Origin of the sequence: Legionella sp. PC997 (genome assembly GCF_014109825.1) — a bacterium.
Lineage (GTDB): Bacteria > Pseudomonadota > Gammaproteobacteria > Legionellales > Legionellaceae > Legionella.
This window is the reverse complement of record NZ_CP059576.1, coordinates 3,015,435-3,033,045: the sequence shown is the minus strand read 5'-3', so window position 1 is coordinate 3,033,045 and position 17,611 is coordinate 3,015,435. Positions and strand designations below refer to the sequence as shown.

The following is a 17,611-nucleotide window of genomic DNA, read 5'->3' as shown; positions in this document are numbered from 1 at the left end:
TTGTCAATTAGCCTTTAGGTAATCGCTACATCGACCTAAGTTATTTTCATCCGGTCTTTATTGGAAAGAGGTTTTGTACTTATGTAGATAGCCTGCTCATCCTCAGTTATAATGCGAGCTTATTTTTTTTAAATTGCCCCGACCTATGCATTTGAAGCAATTAAAACTAGCCGGTTTCAAATCTTTTGTGGATCCTACAGTGGTTCATTTTCCGAGCCAATTGGTGGCAGTTGTTGGACCTAATGGTTGTGGAAAATCGAATATTATCGATGCTGTACGTTGGGTCATGGGAGAAAGTTCCGCACGAAACTTGCGGGGTGAATCTATGGCCGATGTGATTTTTAATGGTTCTTCTAATCGTAAATCTGTAGGCCAGGCTTCTGTTGAACTGGTTTTCGATAACAGTCTAGGGCGTTTGGCCGGTCCTTTCGCAAGTTATGGCGAAATCGCCGTAAAGCGCGTTGTAACTCGTGATGGTGATTCTTCTTATTATTTGAATGGCAGTCGTTGTCGGCGTAAAGACATAACCGATATTTTTCTTGGTACAGGAGCTGGAGCCCGTGGTTATTCAATCATTGGTCAGGGTACTATTTCTCAGCTGATTGAAGCCAGACCGGAAGATTTAAGAACGCACCTCGAGGAAGCGGCAGGTGTTTCCAAATATAAAGAGCGACGACGCGAGACCTTACAACGTATTGAACATACGCGTGAGAATCTAACCCGTGTTGCCGATATCCGAGAAGAACTAGACAAACAATTACAACGCTTAGAGCGTCAAGCTAAAGCGGCGGAACGTTATCTTATTCTTAAAGATGAAGAGCGGTTATGTCGTGCAGAAATTTTAGCGCTAAAATGGCGAGATTTTATTGCCCAACAAGAAATAAAACAACGCCAAATACAAGAATTAGCAGTGGGCTACGAACATCAGCAAAGTGCATTAGCAAAAGCAAATAAAGACCGGATCATTTTAAATGAAACTCTGCATGATGCAGATACCCAATCGCAGCAAATTCAAGCGAGCTTCTATCAGTTGGGAACTGAAATAGCACGTTTGGAAGAGACCATACAACAGCAGACACGTGAAAAAAAACGTTTGGAGCAAGATCAACAGCAAATGCAAGAGGATTGGCGGGTTGCTACGGAACAACACAAACACGATAGAGAAGAGTTAGCGCATAGTCAACAGCATGCATGCGATTTAGAAAAGAAACTTGAGCAATTAAAGAATCAGTTTAAAGAACAAGAAACGAATTGGCTAGATACGCAAAAACAACAGACAGAATGGGAACTTCGTTGGCAAGAGGCTCAGACACAAGGAAGTACCCTAAAAAGGGAATTTCAAGTAGCACAAGTTAAAGCACAGCATCTGGAGGAGAAACATCAGCAAACCCTATTAAGATTAGAAAAACTTCAATTAGAGCAAGAACGAATTTCCGTAGCAGATTTACAACAAACTCGAGAAAATTTACAGATTCAACATATTAAATTAATTGCAGATCAAGAGTTTGATCAGCTTCAACTCAAACAAAGTCATGAGAATGCCGAACGGTTACGCGCCCAATTACAAGATGTAGAACAAAACTTACATGGATTACAAGATGATTTCCATCATGCAAATAGTGAATATGCCGCATTGATGGCAGCCCAGCGTGCCGCAAAACAAGGTATGCAAAGCAACAAGAATACAATTAAGGAATGGTCAGAAAAACCTCGATTAATGGATGTTTTACAGGTGGAGCCCAAGTGGCAATCTGCTTGTGAGCGTGTGCTTAATGAAGCACTACATGCCTATGTCCTAGAAACTTTTGATGAACTATGGCCGCAGCGAACAATTTGTGAACGGCAAGGTGAACAGATTGTCACTCTGAGAAAAAAAGAGCTTCAATCTGGGGCTCATCCACGTCTCATAGATAAAATAAAAGGTGATATTCCCGCACATGCATCCCCCTTGGAACATATTTACACTGCCGAAGATATTGATGAGGCATTGAGCTGGTTACTTGAATTAGCCGAGTATGAGTCAATTATAACTCCCGACGGTTTTTGGTTGGGAAGGGGCTGGGTGAAATTTGTTACTCCAGAAACTCAGGATGAGTTAGGCTTATTGGCAAGACAACAAAAAATCTCTGATTTATCTCTAGTTGTTGAGGAGCAACAACAAAAAATTGCGATTTTAAGGACCGAACGTGATGAGACTCACCTGCAGGTCCAACGAAGTTTAAAGGAAATCGAATTACAACAGCTCAATGTAAATGCCAGTAATGAGGCATTAAGAGTAAATAGTGTGGCAAGAAGTGCTAATGAACAAGCCATTATTCATGCAGAACAACAAGCACTAGCACTTGCCTCCGAGTGCGAAGAGTTAACCCTAACTTTGGAAGCAATGGCTGCAGAAGAATATGATATAAAAGCGAAATTACAATCTTTAGAAGAACAATGTCGAGAGTATGAGCAACAACATGAGCATTGCCTACGTGAAAAACAAGAATGGCTACACACTTTGGCTTTAAGAAATAAACAAGTAGAAGAGTCTCGGGTTATGCTCCATCAGGCAGAACTGGAATATGATAGAGAGCGAAATAAAATACAGCAAATAAACGATCGTATTCAGCGAGAACAAGAGCGGTTAAATATTTTGGAGGAGCGGCTGGAACATTTAGCAATGCTTTGCCTGCAAACAGAAGGTCCAGGAGAAGAGCTCAACGAACAATTGAGTGTACTGTTACAAAAACATAATGAAGTAGAATTGCAATTGACTCTAAGCAGGGAGCAGTCCTCACAATTAAGGATGGAGCTTGAAGAATGTGAGAAAAATATTTTAAACTGTGATTTCGAGGTAAAACGGATCCAAGAACAAATAAGCCAAGCTCGAATGGAAGAGCAGGCTTTGGCTGTGCGTGCTAGTTCCGTACATGAATCGCTTGATGAATTAGGTTTACAAGCATCCTCATTACTTGAGTTGATTCCTGCTGAGATCACTCAGGTTATGCGGGAAGATGAATTAATTGCTCTTTCTGAAAAAATAAAACGCTTAGGGGCTATTAACCTTGCTGCAATTGAAGAATTTACTGCAGAACAACAGCGTAAAGTGTATTTGGATGAGCAATATAATGATTTAAATCAAGCGTTGGCAACACTGGAAACTGCCATTGAAAAAATGGATAAAGAAACCCGCTCACGTTTGGAAAATACCTTTGACCAAGTCAACTCTGCATTCAAAGCCCTATTTCCCCGTTTATTTGGCGGGGGGAGAGCGCAGCTGGAATTGACTTGTGATAACCTGTTGGAAGCTGGTATTGTAGTAATGGCACAACCTCCTGGAAAACGAAACAGTACCATTCATTTGTTATCCGGGGGAGAGAAGGCAATGACTGCGGTAGCATTGGTTTTTGCTATTTTTCAGTTAAATCCTTCACCTTTTTGTATGTTAGATGAAGTGGATGCCCCTTTAGATGATGTAAACGTGGGGCGTTTTTGCGCTTTAGTGAAAGAGATGTCACAATTCGTACAGTTTCTTTTTATTACACATAATAAAGTTACAATGGAATTGGCAGATCATTTGATTGGGGTAACTATGCGTGAACCTGGAGTATCTCGCTTGGTTGCGGTTGATGTAACACAAGCTTTGGCTATGGAGTAAATGATGCAGGCAAATTGGAGCTTAATTCTTAATGTCCTGTTGTTAATTGGCGTTATCGTAGCAATTGGGCGCTTAATGAAAGCTCGAAGACAGAGCTTAAGTCCAGAACGTTATCAACCTAATTTGGGGACACCAGAAAGGAGTTCCGATAGCACACAAAATTATACTGATGACATTATTGCTGTGCGTAAGGTTAATGCTGCGGCAATGGAGAATAAAATTGAAGTGGATAAGAATTTACAACTAACAAAGAAAACGACTACAAAGCCATCACAGCCACGTTTAATGCCTTTGGATGATGAAGAGGACCATAAATTAAAGATAGAAATTGAGTCAAAATCCACGCCTAAAATAGAAGTTGAGACGAAAGGTCAAACAGATCATCAGCCTACTTTGATGATGTTTTTGCTTGCAAAAGAAAACAGACAATTCGCTGGATATGAATTATTACAAACCGTTTTAGCTGCCGGTTTACGATTTGGTGAAGGACAATTATTTCACCGCCATCAATTTTCTAATGGTCAAGGCCCTGTTTTATGTAGTTTGGCAGCTGCAACTGCGACAGGCGTTTTTGATTTACAAAATATTGGTGCCTTTAGTGTGCGTGGTCTTTGTTTGTACATGCACTCCTCAAAAAATCCCGGTATCGATATGGAACGATTTACAGTGATGTTAGAAACAGCAAGGCAATTAAGTGAAGGTTTGGATGCGCACTTACTGGATGATCAGCGTAAACCCTTAACTGAAGATCGTATTGCTCGCTATTATCGCCTATTACAAATTAATCAGTCTCATTTTGAATTTGCTGCTGGATAGGCCTCATTTAGCCCGGGTGTCTAGATGAATCCGGGAATTGATACGCGACTTATTTTCTTGAAACCTGCATGGTACACCCGCATCCAAGATAGCGTTTGGTAAGGAAAAAAAATTAAACTTTTTTTACTGTTATTACCCACTTGAACTCTAAGCACAAGTCTTAGTACACTAGACTTTTAGCTATGTCTGAATACTATGAACCTAAATACTGTTGCTGCATTACTTGCCCAACCATGCCAGATTAATACTGAACTTACTGGAATTTCTACAGATACTCGTGAACTCAAGCCAGGAAGTTTGTTTATTGCCATTTGTGGTGAGCGTTTTGATGGACACGACTTTGTAAAAGAAGCAGAAACTCGAGGTGCAGTCGCTGCCATAGTAAGTCATGCTGTAGATGGAGTACGTATACCGCAATTTGTTGTTGCAGATCCCATACAAGCATTAGCTAAAATAGCGGCAGCGCATCGACAAAATATCCATTGCCCTGTCATCGCTTTGACTGGATCTAATGGAAAAACAACAACCAAAGAAATGATTGCTGCCATTTTACCCCCTCCTTCTCATGCTACTAAGGGAAACTTCAATAATCATATTGGTGCTCCCCTAAGCATTTTACAATTAAATAACCAACACCGTTATGCAGTTTTTGAGCTGGGTGCAAATCACCCTGGTGAAATCGCACACACTGTTGCAATTGTTCATCCCGATGTGACATTAATTAACAATATAGCTCCAGCCCATGTGGAAGGATTTGGTTCTATAGATGGTGTGGCTCGCGCCAAAGGAGAAATACATCAAGGTTTATCTCTTGCCGGTGTAGCAGTAGTTAATGATGATGATGCTTATGCTCATTTTTGGGATGAAATATTGATTGAGAAAAAGGTTCTTCGTTTTTCTCTAGATCACCCTGCTGATATCTATGCTCAAGATGTTGTTCTAGATGAGCAAGGTTGTGGTCAATTTTCTTTAATTGTACCTAATGGACAGGCCGATATTCATTTAAAAATTCCTGGCTTGCATAATGTTCGCAATGCGCTAGCTGCTGCAGCTTGCTGTTATGCAGTTGGAATTGCCATAAAAGAGATTCAACAGGGGCTAAATAGCTTTGGCGGTGTAAAAGGACGTTTGACGGTTCTTAAAGGAAAAAATCAATCAACAATAATCGATGATACATATAATGCAAATTTACGTTCTGTTCTAGCCGCGTTAGAAGTATTGGCAGAACGTCCTGATAAAAAAATCTTTGTGTTTGGCGATATGGGGGAATTGGGGACTTGGGCAACTCAGCACCATCAGGAAGTTGGATTTGCAGCGCGCCGATTAGGAATTGATCAGTTACTAAGTTGTGGCTCTTACAGCAAATTGGCGGCTGAGTCGTTTGGTGTCGGAGGTGAGCATTTTTCCAGCCAAGAGTTACTGGTGCACAATCTAGTAGAAAAATTAGCCCCAGATGTTGTTGTTTTGGTGAAAGGGTCTCGAGCCAGTGCAATGGAAAAAATTGTGCACCAACTGCTAGATTGAGGAGTTCTAGCGACCTGTCTATATGATGATAAAAAAGCAAAGAATTTTTTTTGTACGATGCTGAATGGTATGTAGGTTTGTGGTATGCTTGGCCGCTTTTTTGGCCCATTATTCTATTGGACGATATTTAACACAAACCCATAATTGGGTTAACCAAGAGGAACAATTATGCTCTACTGGCTAACGCAGCTATTTCAAGGGCAATATCATGCGTTAAGAGTTTTTCAATACCTGACTTTCAGATCCATTTTAGCTTCTCTAACTGCACTTTTAGTGGGTTTATTGTGTGGACCTGCGATGATTCGTTGGTTGCGAGGCTTACAGATTGGTCAGATGGTACGAGATGATGGTCCTCAATCACATTTATCCAAAGCAGGAACTCCAACTATGGGAGGAGTTTTAATCTTATTGGCAATCACGGTAAGTTGTTTGCTTTGGGGTGATTTGCAACAGTCCAGCTTATGGCTTGTGCTTTTGGTGACTCTGGCAAATGGGGTAGTAGGCTGGGTTGATGATTACCGCAAATTGGTATTAAAAAATAGTAAAGGATTGCCTGCGCGTTGGAAGTATTTTTGGCAATCAGTCATTGCGCTTATTGCTGTAATTTATTTATACATGCATGCTACATTACCGGTCCATACTCAATTAACCGTTCCTTTTTTTAAATCGTTAACGATAGGTTTAGGTATTCTCTTTCCTGTTTTAGGTTATTTTGTAATTGTGGGAAGCTCCAATGCAGTAAATTTGACTGATGGATTGGATGGTTTGGCCATTATGCCTATCGTCATGGTTGCAGGTGCTTTGGGGATTTTTACTTATGCCTCTGGCAATTCGGTCTATGCACCTTATCTGGGTATACCTTATGTTCCAAATACCGGAGAATTAACCATTTTTTGCTCTTCGATTGTGGGCGCAGGACTTGGATTTCTTTGGTACAATAGTTATCCTGCTCAGTTATTTATGGGCGATGTGGGCTCTTTAGCTTTAGGGGCTGCTTTGGGTATTGTCGCAGTAGTCATTAGAGAAGAACTGGTTTTATTAATGATGGGTGGCTTATTTGTAATCGAGACAATTTCGGTCATTTTACAGGTAGGTTATTTTAAATATACTCATGGTAAACGCTTATTCAGAATGGCACCGTTACATCATCATTTTGAATTAAAAGGATGGTCAGAGCCTAAGATAATTGTCAGATTCTGGATTATTACTGTTGTTTTTGTGCTATGCGGGTTAGCCACTTTAAAACTTCGATAAAAAGGTGCATTCATGAATTCTCCTTTGTATTTAGTTGCAGGTTTGGGTAAAACTGGAATATCGGTAGCGCGATATTTACGTAGGAAAAATAAACCTTTTATTGCATTTGATACGCGTGCACAAGCTCCAAGTGTGGCTGAATTCACAAAAGAATTCCCCGATGTTCTTGTTTATACTCAGCATATCCCTGATGAAGTACTAACCCAACTGTCAGATATAATTGCAAGCCCCGGCTTGCCGTTGGAGATACCTTTTTTAAAAAAAGCCATGCAAATAGGTATCCCTATTTATGGTGATATTGAGTGTTTGGCTCGAGAGATTCATGCTCCAGTGATCGCAATTACTGGAACTAATGGAAAATCAACGGTGACTACTTTAGTAGGAGAAATGGCAAAGGCAGCAGGATTCAAAGTTGCTGTGGCCGGAAATATAGGGACGCCAGTTCTTGATATGCTTGATGACGAGCATCAATACGATTTGTGGGTTCTGGAATTGTCCAGCTTCCAATTGGACTTAACTTATTCTTTAGCACCAATCGCAGCTACCATTCTGAATGTATCTCCTGATCACTTAGATAGACATCATACAATGGAAGCTTATGCACAAGCGAAACAACGAGTGTATCATCAAGCACAAGTTGCTTTGTTTAATCGTGGTGATCATTATACTATTCCAACTTCAGGAGTGAATCATATTTCTTTTGGTGTTGATGCTCCTGAAAAAAACAATTGGGGTTTGATTACCCAAAAAGATAAAATTTATTTGGCAAAAGGTAGTACTTGCATTTTGCCTGTTGAGTCTGTATTAATCAAAGGAGTTCATAATTGGCTTAATGCGCTTGCTGCTTCTGCTTTAGCGGATGCTGCAGGAATTTCACATCATCATATCATCAAGGTGTTAAGTTCTTTCACGGGTTTGCCGCATCGATCCCAATGGGTGCGAACTCTCGATGGCGTAGACTGGATTAATGATTCTAAAGGGACGAATATTGGTGCAACTATATCTGCTATTAATGGAATAGGAGGTTCTATGGAAGGTAAGATTGTACTTATTGCAGGTGGGCAAGGAAAGGGCGCTGATTTTAGTGAACTGGCCCAACCTATAGCTGATTATGTAAGATCTATTATTTTAATTGGTGAAGATGCAGATAAGATTGAAGCTGCATTAGCTAATGTAGTACCTATTTCGCGCGCTTCTTCTTTGGATAATGCTGTAGTTGTGGCTAAGTCACAGGCAAAACCGGGCGATGTTGTTTTATTGTCTCCTGCATGTGCCAGTTTAGATATGTTCCGTGATTTTAATCATCGCGGTGAATCGTTTGCGTCTTTAGTAAATGGATTGTAATCAATGCGGCCAAGACATGTGAATCAACGAGGCAAACCTGTAAGTAGACCTATTTCGCTTTATGATAAATGGCTAATTAGTGTGGTTATCGGTTTGCTGATCATCGGGCTGATGATGGTGGCCTCAAGTTCGGTCATGATTTCTACCAAATATTTCCACCAACCATTTCATTTTCTGATTCGCCAAGCATGTTATTTATTTGCGGGTCTAATGATTGCTCTTATCGTGATTAGGACAGATAGTAGTGTTTGGGAACGAATCAGCATGCCGATGTTGCTAATTTGTTTGTTTATGTTAGTCATTGTGTTGATTCCCGGAATAGGTCGGTCAGTTAATGGCAGCCGACGGTGGTTGGCTTTAGGGCCAATAGGTGTGCAAGTGTCTGAACTTGCCAAACTTACTATGATATTTTATCTATCAGGCTATTTAGTACGGCAACAAAATGCAGTTAGTAATAGTATTTTGGGATTTATTAAACCCATGGTAATTTTGGGAGTTGTTTCCTTTTTATTATTACTTGAGCCAGATTTTGGCGCCACAGTGGTGATTTCTGGTACGGTTATGGCTATGCTATTTTTAGCGGGTGTAAAATTACGCTATTATATAGGATTGATGTTCGTAGTTATGGGAGCGCTGGCCTTTTTAGCCGTGTCGTCTCCTTATCGAGTTGCCCGTCTTACAGCGTTTTTAGATCCTTGGGCCGATCAATATAATAGTGGTTATCAGTTAACTCAATCCTTGATTGCATTTGGTCGAGGAGGATGGTTCGGCTCTGGTTTGGGAGAAAGCATCCAGAAATTATTGTATTTACCTGAAGCACACACCGACTTTTTATTCGCTGTGTTAGCAGAAGAATTGGGTCTGGTAGGCATTTTAATGGTCATGCTCCTATACAGTATACTTGTTATTAGAGGTATGACTATCGCATACAATGCTTATATACAAGAGCGATTGTTTGCTTCATACACGGCTTATGGTTTGACTTTTTGGCTGGGGCTACAAGCAGCTATAAATATGGGCGTTAACTCGGGATTATTACCAACAAAAGGGTTAACTCTGCCACTCATGAGTTATGGTGGTGCAAGTATGGTTATCAATTGTGTTGTAATTGCGTTATTATTGCGCATTGATCACGAAAATCGTTGGCAAGCTCTTGGATTAGGGCCACTGTCAGCATAAGGGGGCATTTGTGGGTAATTCAGGACAATTTATATCTTCAAGGATGGGCTGCGTAGAACAAATACATTTCGTAGGAATTGGTGGGGTTGGCATGTGTGGTATTGCTGAAGTATTACACTACCAAGGATATCGTATTACAGGTTCAGACCTAGGAGAAGGAAGTACGGTACAAAGATTAAAATCTTTAGGAATCCCTGTTTATATGGGACATAAAGCCGAACATATTAAAGGCGCAGATGTGGTAGTGCGTTCTTCAGCTGTTGGTATGAATAATCCTGAAATTGTAGCTGCTCGCGAGCAAATGATTCCAGTAATACCACGAGCAGCGATGCTTGCTGAACTTATGCGCTTTCGCCATGGCATTGCTGTAGCTGGAACTCATGGTAAAACTACAACCACAAGTTTGGTAAGCAGCCTCTTAGCGGAAGGTGGTTTAGATCCAAGTTTTGTAATTGGTGGAAAATTAAATAGTTTGGGAGTAAATGCTCAACTGGGCCAATCCCCCTATTTTGTAGTTGAGGCTGATGAAAGTGACGCATCTTTCTTATTCTTAAAACCCATGATGGCCATAGTAACTAATATTGATGCGGATCATATGGATAACTATGAAAATGATTTCGATAAATTAAGAACAACGTTTCTTGAATTTTTACATCATCTACCTTTTTATGGGTTAGCAGTAGTATGTATTGATGATCCGGAAGTACGTAAGATTCTTCCAGCTATTGAACGACCTACTCTAACATACGGATTTTCTGAAGAAGCACATTATCGTGCGACCAATTGGACCCAAAATGAGCTTATTAGTGAGTTCACCGTAGTACGTCCAGTACCTTATTCTGAATTAAACATTCAATTTCAGTATCCAGGCCGCCATAATGTATTAAATGCCTTAGCCGCTATTGCGATAGCGACGCAATTAGGGGTGGATGATGCTTCTATTAAACGTGCTTTAGCAAAATTTCAAGGGGTAGGCCGCCGTTTTCAAATGTTAGGTGAGAAAAAATTTGAAAATGGTTCAGCTCTTATTGTAGATGATTACGGTCATCATCCCCAGGAAATTTTATCAACCATCGATGCCTTTCGACATGTATGGCCCAATAAGCGTCTGGTACATGTCTTCCAACCACATCGTTATACGAGAACTCAATCGCTACAAGAGCAATTTGTTGATGTGTTGAGCCTTGCTGATGAATTATTCTTGTTTGATATTTATTCCGCAGGCGAGCCCGAAATCCCTGGAGTAACTAGTGAGAGTTTGGCGCAGAAAATTAGAGGTAAAGATAAAACAGTAACTCTGGTAAATGAACAATCGCTCAAAGCAAAATTGAATCAGTTAATTAAAGATGGTGATGTGATATTGATGCAGGGAGCCGGTAGTATTGGTCAAATTGCTGTAAACTTAATGAAGGAAGTGTGAGAGCAACATGTGTCCAACTGAGAACGATTGTAGCCTTGTAACAGAATTTCAAGGCAGTTTGCTTTATAATGAGTCTTTGGCAGAATATACTACCTGGCGAGTTGGGGGACCTGCTGCGAAGCTCTATAAGCCCATAAGCATTGCTGATCTGGCTATTTTTCTTCGCCAACTTCCGGAAACAGAACCTTTATTATGGTTGGGATTAGGTTCCAATTCGTTAATTCGCGATACTGGATTTCCAGGAACAGTTATTTTGACTCAAGGATGTTTAAAAGAAATTGCACTTTTAGACAAACAAATTGTTAAAGTTGAAGCAGGGGTATCTTGTGCGAGTATGGCGCGTTTTTGTGCGCGTAATAATTTGTCTGGTGGTGAGTTTTGGGCGGGCATTCCTGGAACGATGGGTGGCGCTTTACGCATGAATGCGGGTTGCCATGGTGGCGAAACGTGGCAGTTTGTGGTGGAACTGCAAACTATGACACGAAATGGTGAAATAAGAATTCGTAAACCTCAGGAATATGAGGTGGTTTATCGACATGTTTCTGTCCCTCCCGATGAATGGTTCATTTCGGCCACATTTAAGCTGCCTACTGGTGATAAAGAAACTTCACTACAAGTCATCAAAGATTTGTTAGCTCACCGTGCAAACACGCAACCTACTAATGAATACAATTGTGGTTCAGTGTTTCGAAATCCACCAGAAAATTTTGCAGCTCGACTTATTGAGTCCTGTGGATTAAAAGGCTTCAATATCGGGGGCGCAGTAGTTTCTCAGAAACATGCTAATTTTATTATCAACCATCAAGGTACAGCGACTGCAGCTGATATTGAAGCCTTGATTAATTTAGTACAAACTAAAGTTCGTGAGCAGACAACAATTGAGTTGGTGCGCGAAGTTCATATAATCGGAGACCGTTAAATGTCTAAGCTTCTCAATTTAGTTCTGCTTTATGGTGGAAAATCCGGAGAACATGAAATTTCATTAATTTCCGCTGCATCTGTGCTTACTCACTTGGATGCTGAAAAATATAATATTATTCCTATAGCAATGGATAAAGAGGGATTATTTCATCTTCACCAATACCAGGATTTACTTGCCTTTAAAGAAAAACTTCCTGTAGTAACCGAACACTCGAAGCCTTTGGTTAGCTTGTTTATTAATGGACGTTTATCGGTGGATGCTGATGTCGTTTTTCCGGTAGTGCATGGACCTTTATATGAAGATGGTTGCTTGCAAGGAATGCTTGAATTAGCGGGTGTTGCTTATGTGGGTTGTGATGTACTTTCTTCATCTATTGGAATGGATAAAGATATGGCCAGACGCATCGTTTGCGTTAATGGTTTAAAATCAGCAAATTATAAGCTCTTATCTTGGCATGCCTCTGTATCTGAAAGGCAACACTTTTGCCATGAAGTTGCTGAAGAATTTGGTTGGCCTTTGTTTGTTAAACCTTGCTCAATGGGTTCCAGTGTAGGCATACATAAAGCAAAAAATATGGCTGAATTGTTAGTCGCAGTGGATGATGCTTTACGCTATGACGAAGAGATCTTAGTGGAGTCCTTTGTGTCTGGACGAGAAATTGAGTTGTCTGTTCTGGAGAGTTCAGTACCTTCGGGTGAGCCACGAGTTAGCATCGCTGGTGAAATACGTGTTCATCATCCTGATGGTTTTTATTCTTATTCAGCAAAATACTTAGAAAGTGGACAAACCGATCTGATTATACCGGCTTCTATGAGTCAGAATTTATACGAGCAATTAAGGAAAGCTGCTGCAGATATTTTTATCCGTTTAAAATGCAAGGGTATGGCGCGGGTGGATTTTTTTGTTAATGATAAAACAGAAACGATCTATTTTAATGAAGTAAACACTTTGCCTGGATTTACTTCGATTAGTATGTATCCAAAATTGTGGCAGGCGAGTGGCTTAGCTTATCCTGATTTATTGGATGAGTTGATTCGTATTGCAATGGTGCATCAGAATTGCCGCCAACACTTGGTAACCAACTATTTGTGAGCACCATGAATAAAAATAGGGATGTTGATTCCAGTAATTTGCGATATATCTGTTGGTTGTTGATATTAAGTTTAAGTGCAATATTCTTAACTTGCCGCTTAGGGTACTATTTTCTATCCGATGCAGAGCGGTTTCCAATTACCACAATTAAAGTCGCTGCAAATTATGAACATGTGACGCATAAAGAGCTGGAAGGGGTATTATCAAAACACTTGAATAATAGTTTTTTTACTTTATCAATTAGTGCGTTACAGAACGAATTGAATGAACTGGGGTGGATCGATACTGCATCGGTTGAGCGTGTTTGGCCCGACACATTGAAAATAAGACTTGTTGAAAAAAAACCCGTTGCAATTTGGGATAATGCCCTGATGACAGAGGACGGCAGATTATTTAATGAAGGTGCGGTTCCAGAGGGTCTAAGCTTGCCAAAATTAAAAGGACCACTATCTCAACAAGAAGAAGTCTTACAAGTTTACGAAAAATTGAGTAAGATATTGTCAATGTACGGTTTAAACCCTACTGGACTGCATCTAAGAGAGAACCAATCCTGGGTATTACTTTTAGGCAATGATATAAAAATATATTTGGGAAAGAAAGAGTTAGAGGAACGATTGCAGCGTTTTTGTAAAGCATATCCAGCAGTGTTTGCTGAAAAAATTGAGCAATTGTCTAGCGTGGACTTGCGTTATCCACGTGGTATGGCGGTGCAGTGGAAACAACAAACGGAACGATAATGGCAAAAAAAATAGAAAAAGATATTATCACTGGATTGGATATTGGAACTTCAAAAGTAATTGCATTAATTGGAGAGGTCACAGCTGATGGTGCAATAGAAATTATCGGAATAGGTCGTCATCCCTCACGTGGTTTAAAACGTGGTGTTGTGGTTGATATAGAGGCTACTGTGAACTCTATTCAGCGAGCGGTTCAAGAAGCTGAACTTATGGCTGGATGTGAAGTGAGAACGGTTTATGCAGGAATTGCCGGTAGCCATATTCGCAGTTTAAATTCACATGGCATCGTTGCAATTCGAGATAAAGAAGTTTCCCAGGCTGATGTAGAACGTGTGATTGATGCCGCAAAAGCTGTGGCAATTCCTGCAGATCAAAAGATTCTGCACGTTTTGCCGCAGGAATTTATCATCGATCAACAAGGCAGCATCCGCGAACCCATAGGAATGTCGGGCGTACGACTTGAATCGCGAGTACATATTGTTACTGGTTCAGTAAGTGCTGCGCAAAATATAGTTAAGTGTGTGCGACGTTGTGGTTTAGAGGTAAATGATATTATTCTGGAGCAATTAGCTTCAAGCCATGCCGTTTTGACCGAAGATGAAAAAGACCTTGGTGTGTGCTTGATAGATATTGGTGGTGGAACTACCGATATTGCTATATTTTGTGAAGGGGCGATTCAACATACCGCCGTCATTCCCATTGCGGGGGATCAAGTGACGAATGATATAGCAATGGCATTACGGACACCCACAAAAGCAGCAGAATCCATTAAACTGAATCATGCGTGCGCTTTAACTGAATTAGCAAATTCAGATCTCATGTTAGAAGTTACAAGCGTTAGTGACAGGCCAGGAAGAAAGATATCAGCTAAAACTCTTTCTGATGTAGTTGCGGCGCGCTATGAAGAGTTATTTACTCTAGTACGCAATGAATTACGACGTAGTGGTTTTGAAGATAGAATGGCTGCGGGCATAGTTCTCACTGGTGGTGCTGCTAATGTTAGAGGCGGTATTGAACTTGCAGAACTTTGTTTTGAGATGCCTGTAAGAAAAGGTTGCGCTCATCATGTTTCTGGATTGGCTGAAGCAACAGAAAATCCTTCATTTGCAACAGGGGTAGGTTTGTTGTTGCAAGGATACCAACAACAGTATGTATCAAACTACAAGGTACCCACAATGAATGATAATACGCAAAGTTTATGGGCCCGTATGAAAGAATGGTTTCAGGGTAATTTTTAGGTTACAACTAACGTATATAACTAAATCGGTAATGAGCAATTTAAGGGTTCATGCCGTATTTTGTTGAAAGATTAAACATATGAGGGGAGCAGGTTATGTTTGAATTAATGGAAGGCCAACACCAAGATAATAATGCTGTTATTAAAGTAGTAGGTGTTGGCGGTGGTGGTGGTAATGCCGTCCAACATATGGTTGCAGAAAATATTGATGGAGTTGAGTTTATTTGTGCGAATACTGACGCACAAGCTCTGAGAGGCTCAAATGCAAAAATACATATTCAACTAGGTGACGAACTGACTAAAGGCTTGGGTGCAGGTGCAAACCCACAAATAGGTCGCGAGGCAGCCGAAGAAGATAGAGATCATATCCGTGAAATCTTGAGTGGTGCAGATATGGTATTCATTACCGCAGGCATGGGAGGTGGAACTGGTACAGGGGCGGCTCCGGTTTTCGCAGAAATTGCTAAAGAACTAGGTATTTTAACTGTAGCAGTCGTTACTAAACCATTTTCGTTTGAAGGTAAGCAACGCGCATTGGCTGCAGAGGATGGAATCCGTCGCTTAGCAGAACATGTGGATTCATTAATCACCATACCTAATAACAAATTACTCAGTGTTTTGGGAAAAAACATCAGTCTTCTTAATGCGTTTAAGGCAGCAAATAATGTCTTACTTGGTGCAGTAAAAGGAATTTCTGATTTAATTACTCGTCCGGGTTTGATTAACGTTGATTTTGCAGACGTACGTACAGTGATGTCGGAAATGGGTATGGCTATGATGGGTACTGGTAGTGCCGTAGGTGAACAAAGAGCACGTCAAGCTGCAGAAGCAGCCATTGCATCTCCATTATTAGAGGATGTAAACTTTTCTGGCGCACGAGGAATTTTGGTCAATATTACTGCTGGTCTTGACATGTCAATAGGGGAGTTTGAAGAAGTCGGGGATGTAGTCAAAGAATTCATTTCTGATGATGCAACAGTGGTAGTTGGTACAGTAATTGATCCAGACATGACCGATGAAATGCGCGTAACAGTGATTGTAACTGGGTTAGGCGATGGACGACAACGCCACCAACAATCCCAACCCCAATCTCATCGTGCACGTTTGCTTGAAACAACGCGCAGTGATGGTTCTTTGGATTATCAACAATTAGATAGACCCGCTGTAGTTCGCAAACAAGCTCAATCAGGTATGTCCTCGGGCGCAAAACATAATGGCGACAGCATTCCAGATGTAGATTATCTTGATATTCCAGCATTTTTACGCCGGCAAGAAGAGGCATAATTATACGTTACATCCCTTCATCTGCAGCAGAGTAGATGAAGGGCCGTTTAATTTTTTGATAAAAAATAATTAGACTAAATATTAAAATATTGATACGATCACTAGGTTTTGCGTGCAAAATAAAAATTTAAAAACGATATATGAGGAACAAGGTGAGCACTGAATGACAAAACAAAGAACTCCTAAAAAGGTGATCCAGGCAACTGGTGTAGGATTGCATTCCGGTGAAAAAGTGCTGTTAACCTTGAGACCTGCCCCTGTTAATACAGGCATAGTTTTTAGACGGGTGGATCTTTCTCCCGTAGTGGAAATACCTGCGTCATATGAAAACGTGGGCGATACTATGTTATGTACCACATTACACCATGGAGCAGTAAAAATTGCTACTGTGGAACATTTGCTATCCGCATTAGCAGGATTAGGAATCGATAATGCATATATTGATGTGAATGCTCCAGAGTTACCCATTATGGATGGTAGTGCGGCTCCTTTTGTATTCTTGATCCAATCAGCAGGAATACGTGAACAAAACGCACCTAAAAAATACATACGTATTCTTAAACCCATTCGGGTAGAAGACAATGGAAAATACGTTCAATTTTATCCTTATGATGGGTATAAAATTGCCTTCACCATTGACTTTGATCATCCAGCGTTCAATGATAAGCCACAAACTGTAAGTTTTGATTTCTCAACAACTTCATATGTGAAAGAGGTATGTAGAGCACGTACTTTTGGATTCCTATCCGACTATGAGAAATTAAGGGAATGTGATTTAGCAAAAGGCGGAAGCTTGGATAATGCAATAGTTGTCGATGATTATCGCGTTCTCAACGACGATGGACTTCGTTTTGAATCAGAATTTGTTTCTCATAAGGTATTGGATGCGATTGGCGACCTATACTTGTTAGGTTCTAGTTTGATTGGTGCATTTGAAGGGTACAAATCTGGTCATGAACTGAATAATAGATTGTTGCGTGAGCTAATGATAAGACAAGACGCTTGGGAATATACTTATTTTGATAAAGAAGAATATCTCCCTACAATGCACACTGAATTTTATCCTGTCGAAGCGTAGGAATGTAGCCTGGGGAAGACAATGTTCGTAACCCAGGAAAACAGAACCGCATATGTCCCCTGGTTATGATTTGCCTCCTCCTGG

At 40.5% G+C, this 17,611-nt stretch carries 13 protein-coding genes; all 13 read left to right on the top strand.

Annotation, left to right across the window (positions count from 1 at the left end):
- Positions 1-145: 145 nt before the first annotated feature.
- Positions 146-3,640: a chromosome segregation protein SMC gene (gene smc / locus HBNCFIEN_RS13175; protein ID WP_182391530.1), complete on the top strand. Its 3,495-nt coding sequence runs from the start codon at positions 146-148 to the stop codon at positions 3,638-3,640.
- 3 nt (positions 3,641-3,643) lie between these two features.
- The gene (locus HBNCFIEN_RS13170; protein ID WP_182393703.1) at positions 3,644-4,456 is read left to right on the top strand and encodes a cell division protein ZipA C-terminal FtsZ-binding domain-containing protein; all 813 of its coding nucleotides are present in this window, start codon (positions 3,644-3,646) and stop codon (positions 4,454-4,456) included.
- 195 nt (positions 4,457-4,651) lie between these two features.
- Complete coding sequence (murF, locus tag HBNCFIEN_RS13165; protein ID WP_182391529.1) at positions 4,652-5,980, top strand: UDP-N-acetylmuramoyl-tripeptide--D-alanyl-D-alanine ligase; 1,329 nt, start codon at positions 4,652-4,654, stop codon at positions 5,978-5,980.
- A 168-nt stretch (positions 5,981-6,148) separates the two neighbouring features.
- A complete protein-coding gene (gene mraY, locus HBNCFIEN_RS13160; protein WP_182391528.1) occupies positions 6,149-7,234 on the top strand; it encodes a phospho-N-acetylmuramoyl-pentapeptide-transferase in 1,086 nt (361 codons plus the stop codon).
- Between the two features lie 12 nt (positions 7,235-7,246).
- Positions 7,247-8,578: a UDP-N-acetylmuramoyl-L-alanine--D-glutamate ligase gene (gene murD, locus HBNCFIEN_RS13155; RefSeq protein WP_182391527.1), complete on the top strand. Its 1,332-nt coding sequence runs from the start codon at positions 7,247-7,249 to the stop codon at positions 8,576-8,578.
- A gap of 3 nt (positions 8,579-8,581) precedes the next feature.
- Positions 8,582-9,757, top strand: a complete 1,176-nt coding sequence (gene ftsW / locus HBNCFIEN_RS13150) for a putative lipid II flippase FtsW (RefSeq protein WP_182391526.1) — start codon at positions 8,582-8,584, stop codon at positions 9,755-9,757.
- Positions 9,758-9,767: 10 nt separating this feature from the next.
- A complete protein-coding gene (gene murC, locus HBNCFIEN_RS13145) occupies positions 9,768-11,177 on the top strand; it encodes a UDP-N-acetylmuramate--L-alanine ligase (protein ID WP_182391525.1) in 1,410 nt (469 codons plus the stop codon).
- A 7-nt stretch (positions 11,178-11,184) separates the two neighbouring features.
- Positions 11,185-12,096 (top strand): UDP-N-acetylmuramate dehydrogenase, encoded by a 912-nt coding sequence (gene murB / locus HBNCFIEN_RS13140; protein ID WP_182391524.1) that lies wholly within the window; start codon positions 11,185-11,187, stop codon positions 12,094-12,096.
- A complete protein-coding gene (locus HBNCFIEN_RS13135) occupies positions 12,097-13,191 on the top strand; it encodes a D-alanine--D-alanine ligase family protein (RefSeq protein WP_182391523.1) in 1,095 nt (364 codons plus the stop codon). It abuts the gene before it with no gap.
- A 5-nt stretch (positions 13,192-13,196) separates the two neighbouring features.
- Positions 13,197-13,928 (top strand): cell division protein FtsQ/DivIB, encoded by a 732-nt coding sequence (locus tag HBNCFIEN_RS13130; RefSeq protein WP_182391522.1) that lies wholly within the window; start codon positions 13,197-13,199, stop codon positions 13,926-13,928.
- A complete protein-coding gene (ftsA, locus tag HBNCFIEN_RS13125; protein ID WP_182391521.1) occupies positions 13,928-15,166 on the top strand; it encodes a cell division protein FtsA in 1,239 nt (412 codons plus the stop codon). The genes HBNCFIEN_RS13130 and ftsA overlap by 1 nt, the downstream gene beginning before the upstream one ends.
- A gap of 95 nt (positions 15,167-15,261) precedes the next feature.
- Positions 15,262-16,449: a cell division protein FtsZ gene (gene ftsZ / locus HBNCFIEN_RS13120; RefSeq protein WP_182391520.1), complete on the top strand. Its 1,188-nt coding sequence runs from the start codon at positions 15,262-15,264 to the stop codon at positions 16,447-16,449.
- A 163-nt stretch (positions 16,450-16,612) separates the two neighbouring features.
- Positions 16,613-17,527, top strand: coding sequence for a UDP-3-O-acyl-N-acetylglucosamine deacetylase (lpxC, locus tag HBNCFIEN_RS13115; RefSeq protein ID WP_182391519.1), 915 nt, complete (start codon positions 16,613-16,615; stop codon positions 17,525-17,527).
- The last annotated feature ends 84 nt before the right edge of the window (positions 17,528-17,611 follow it).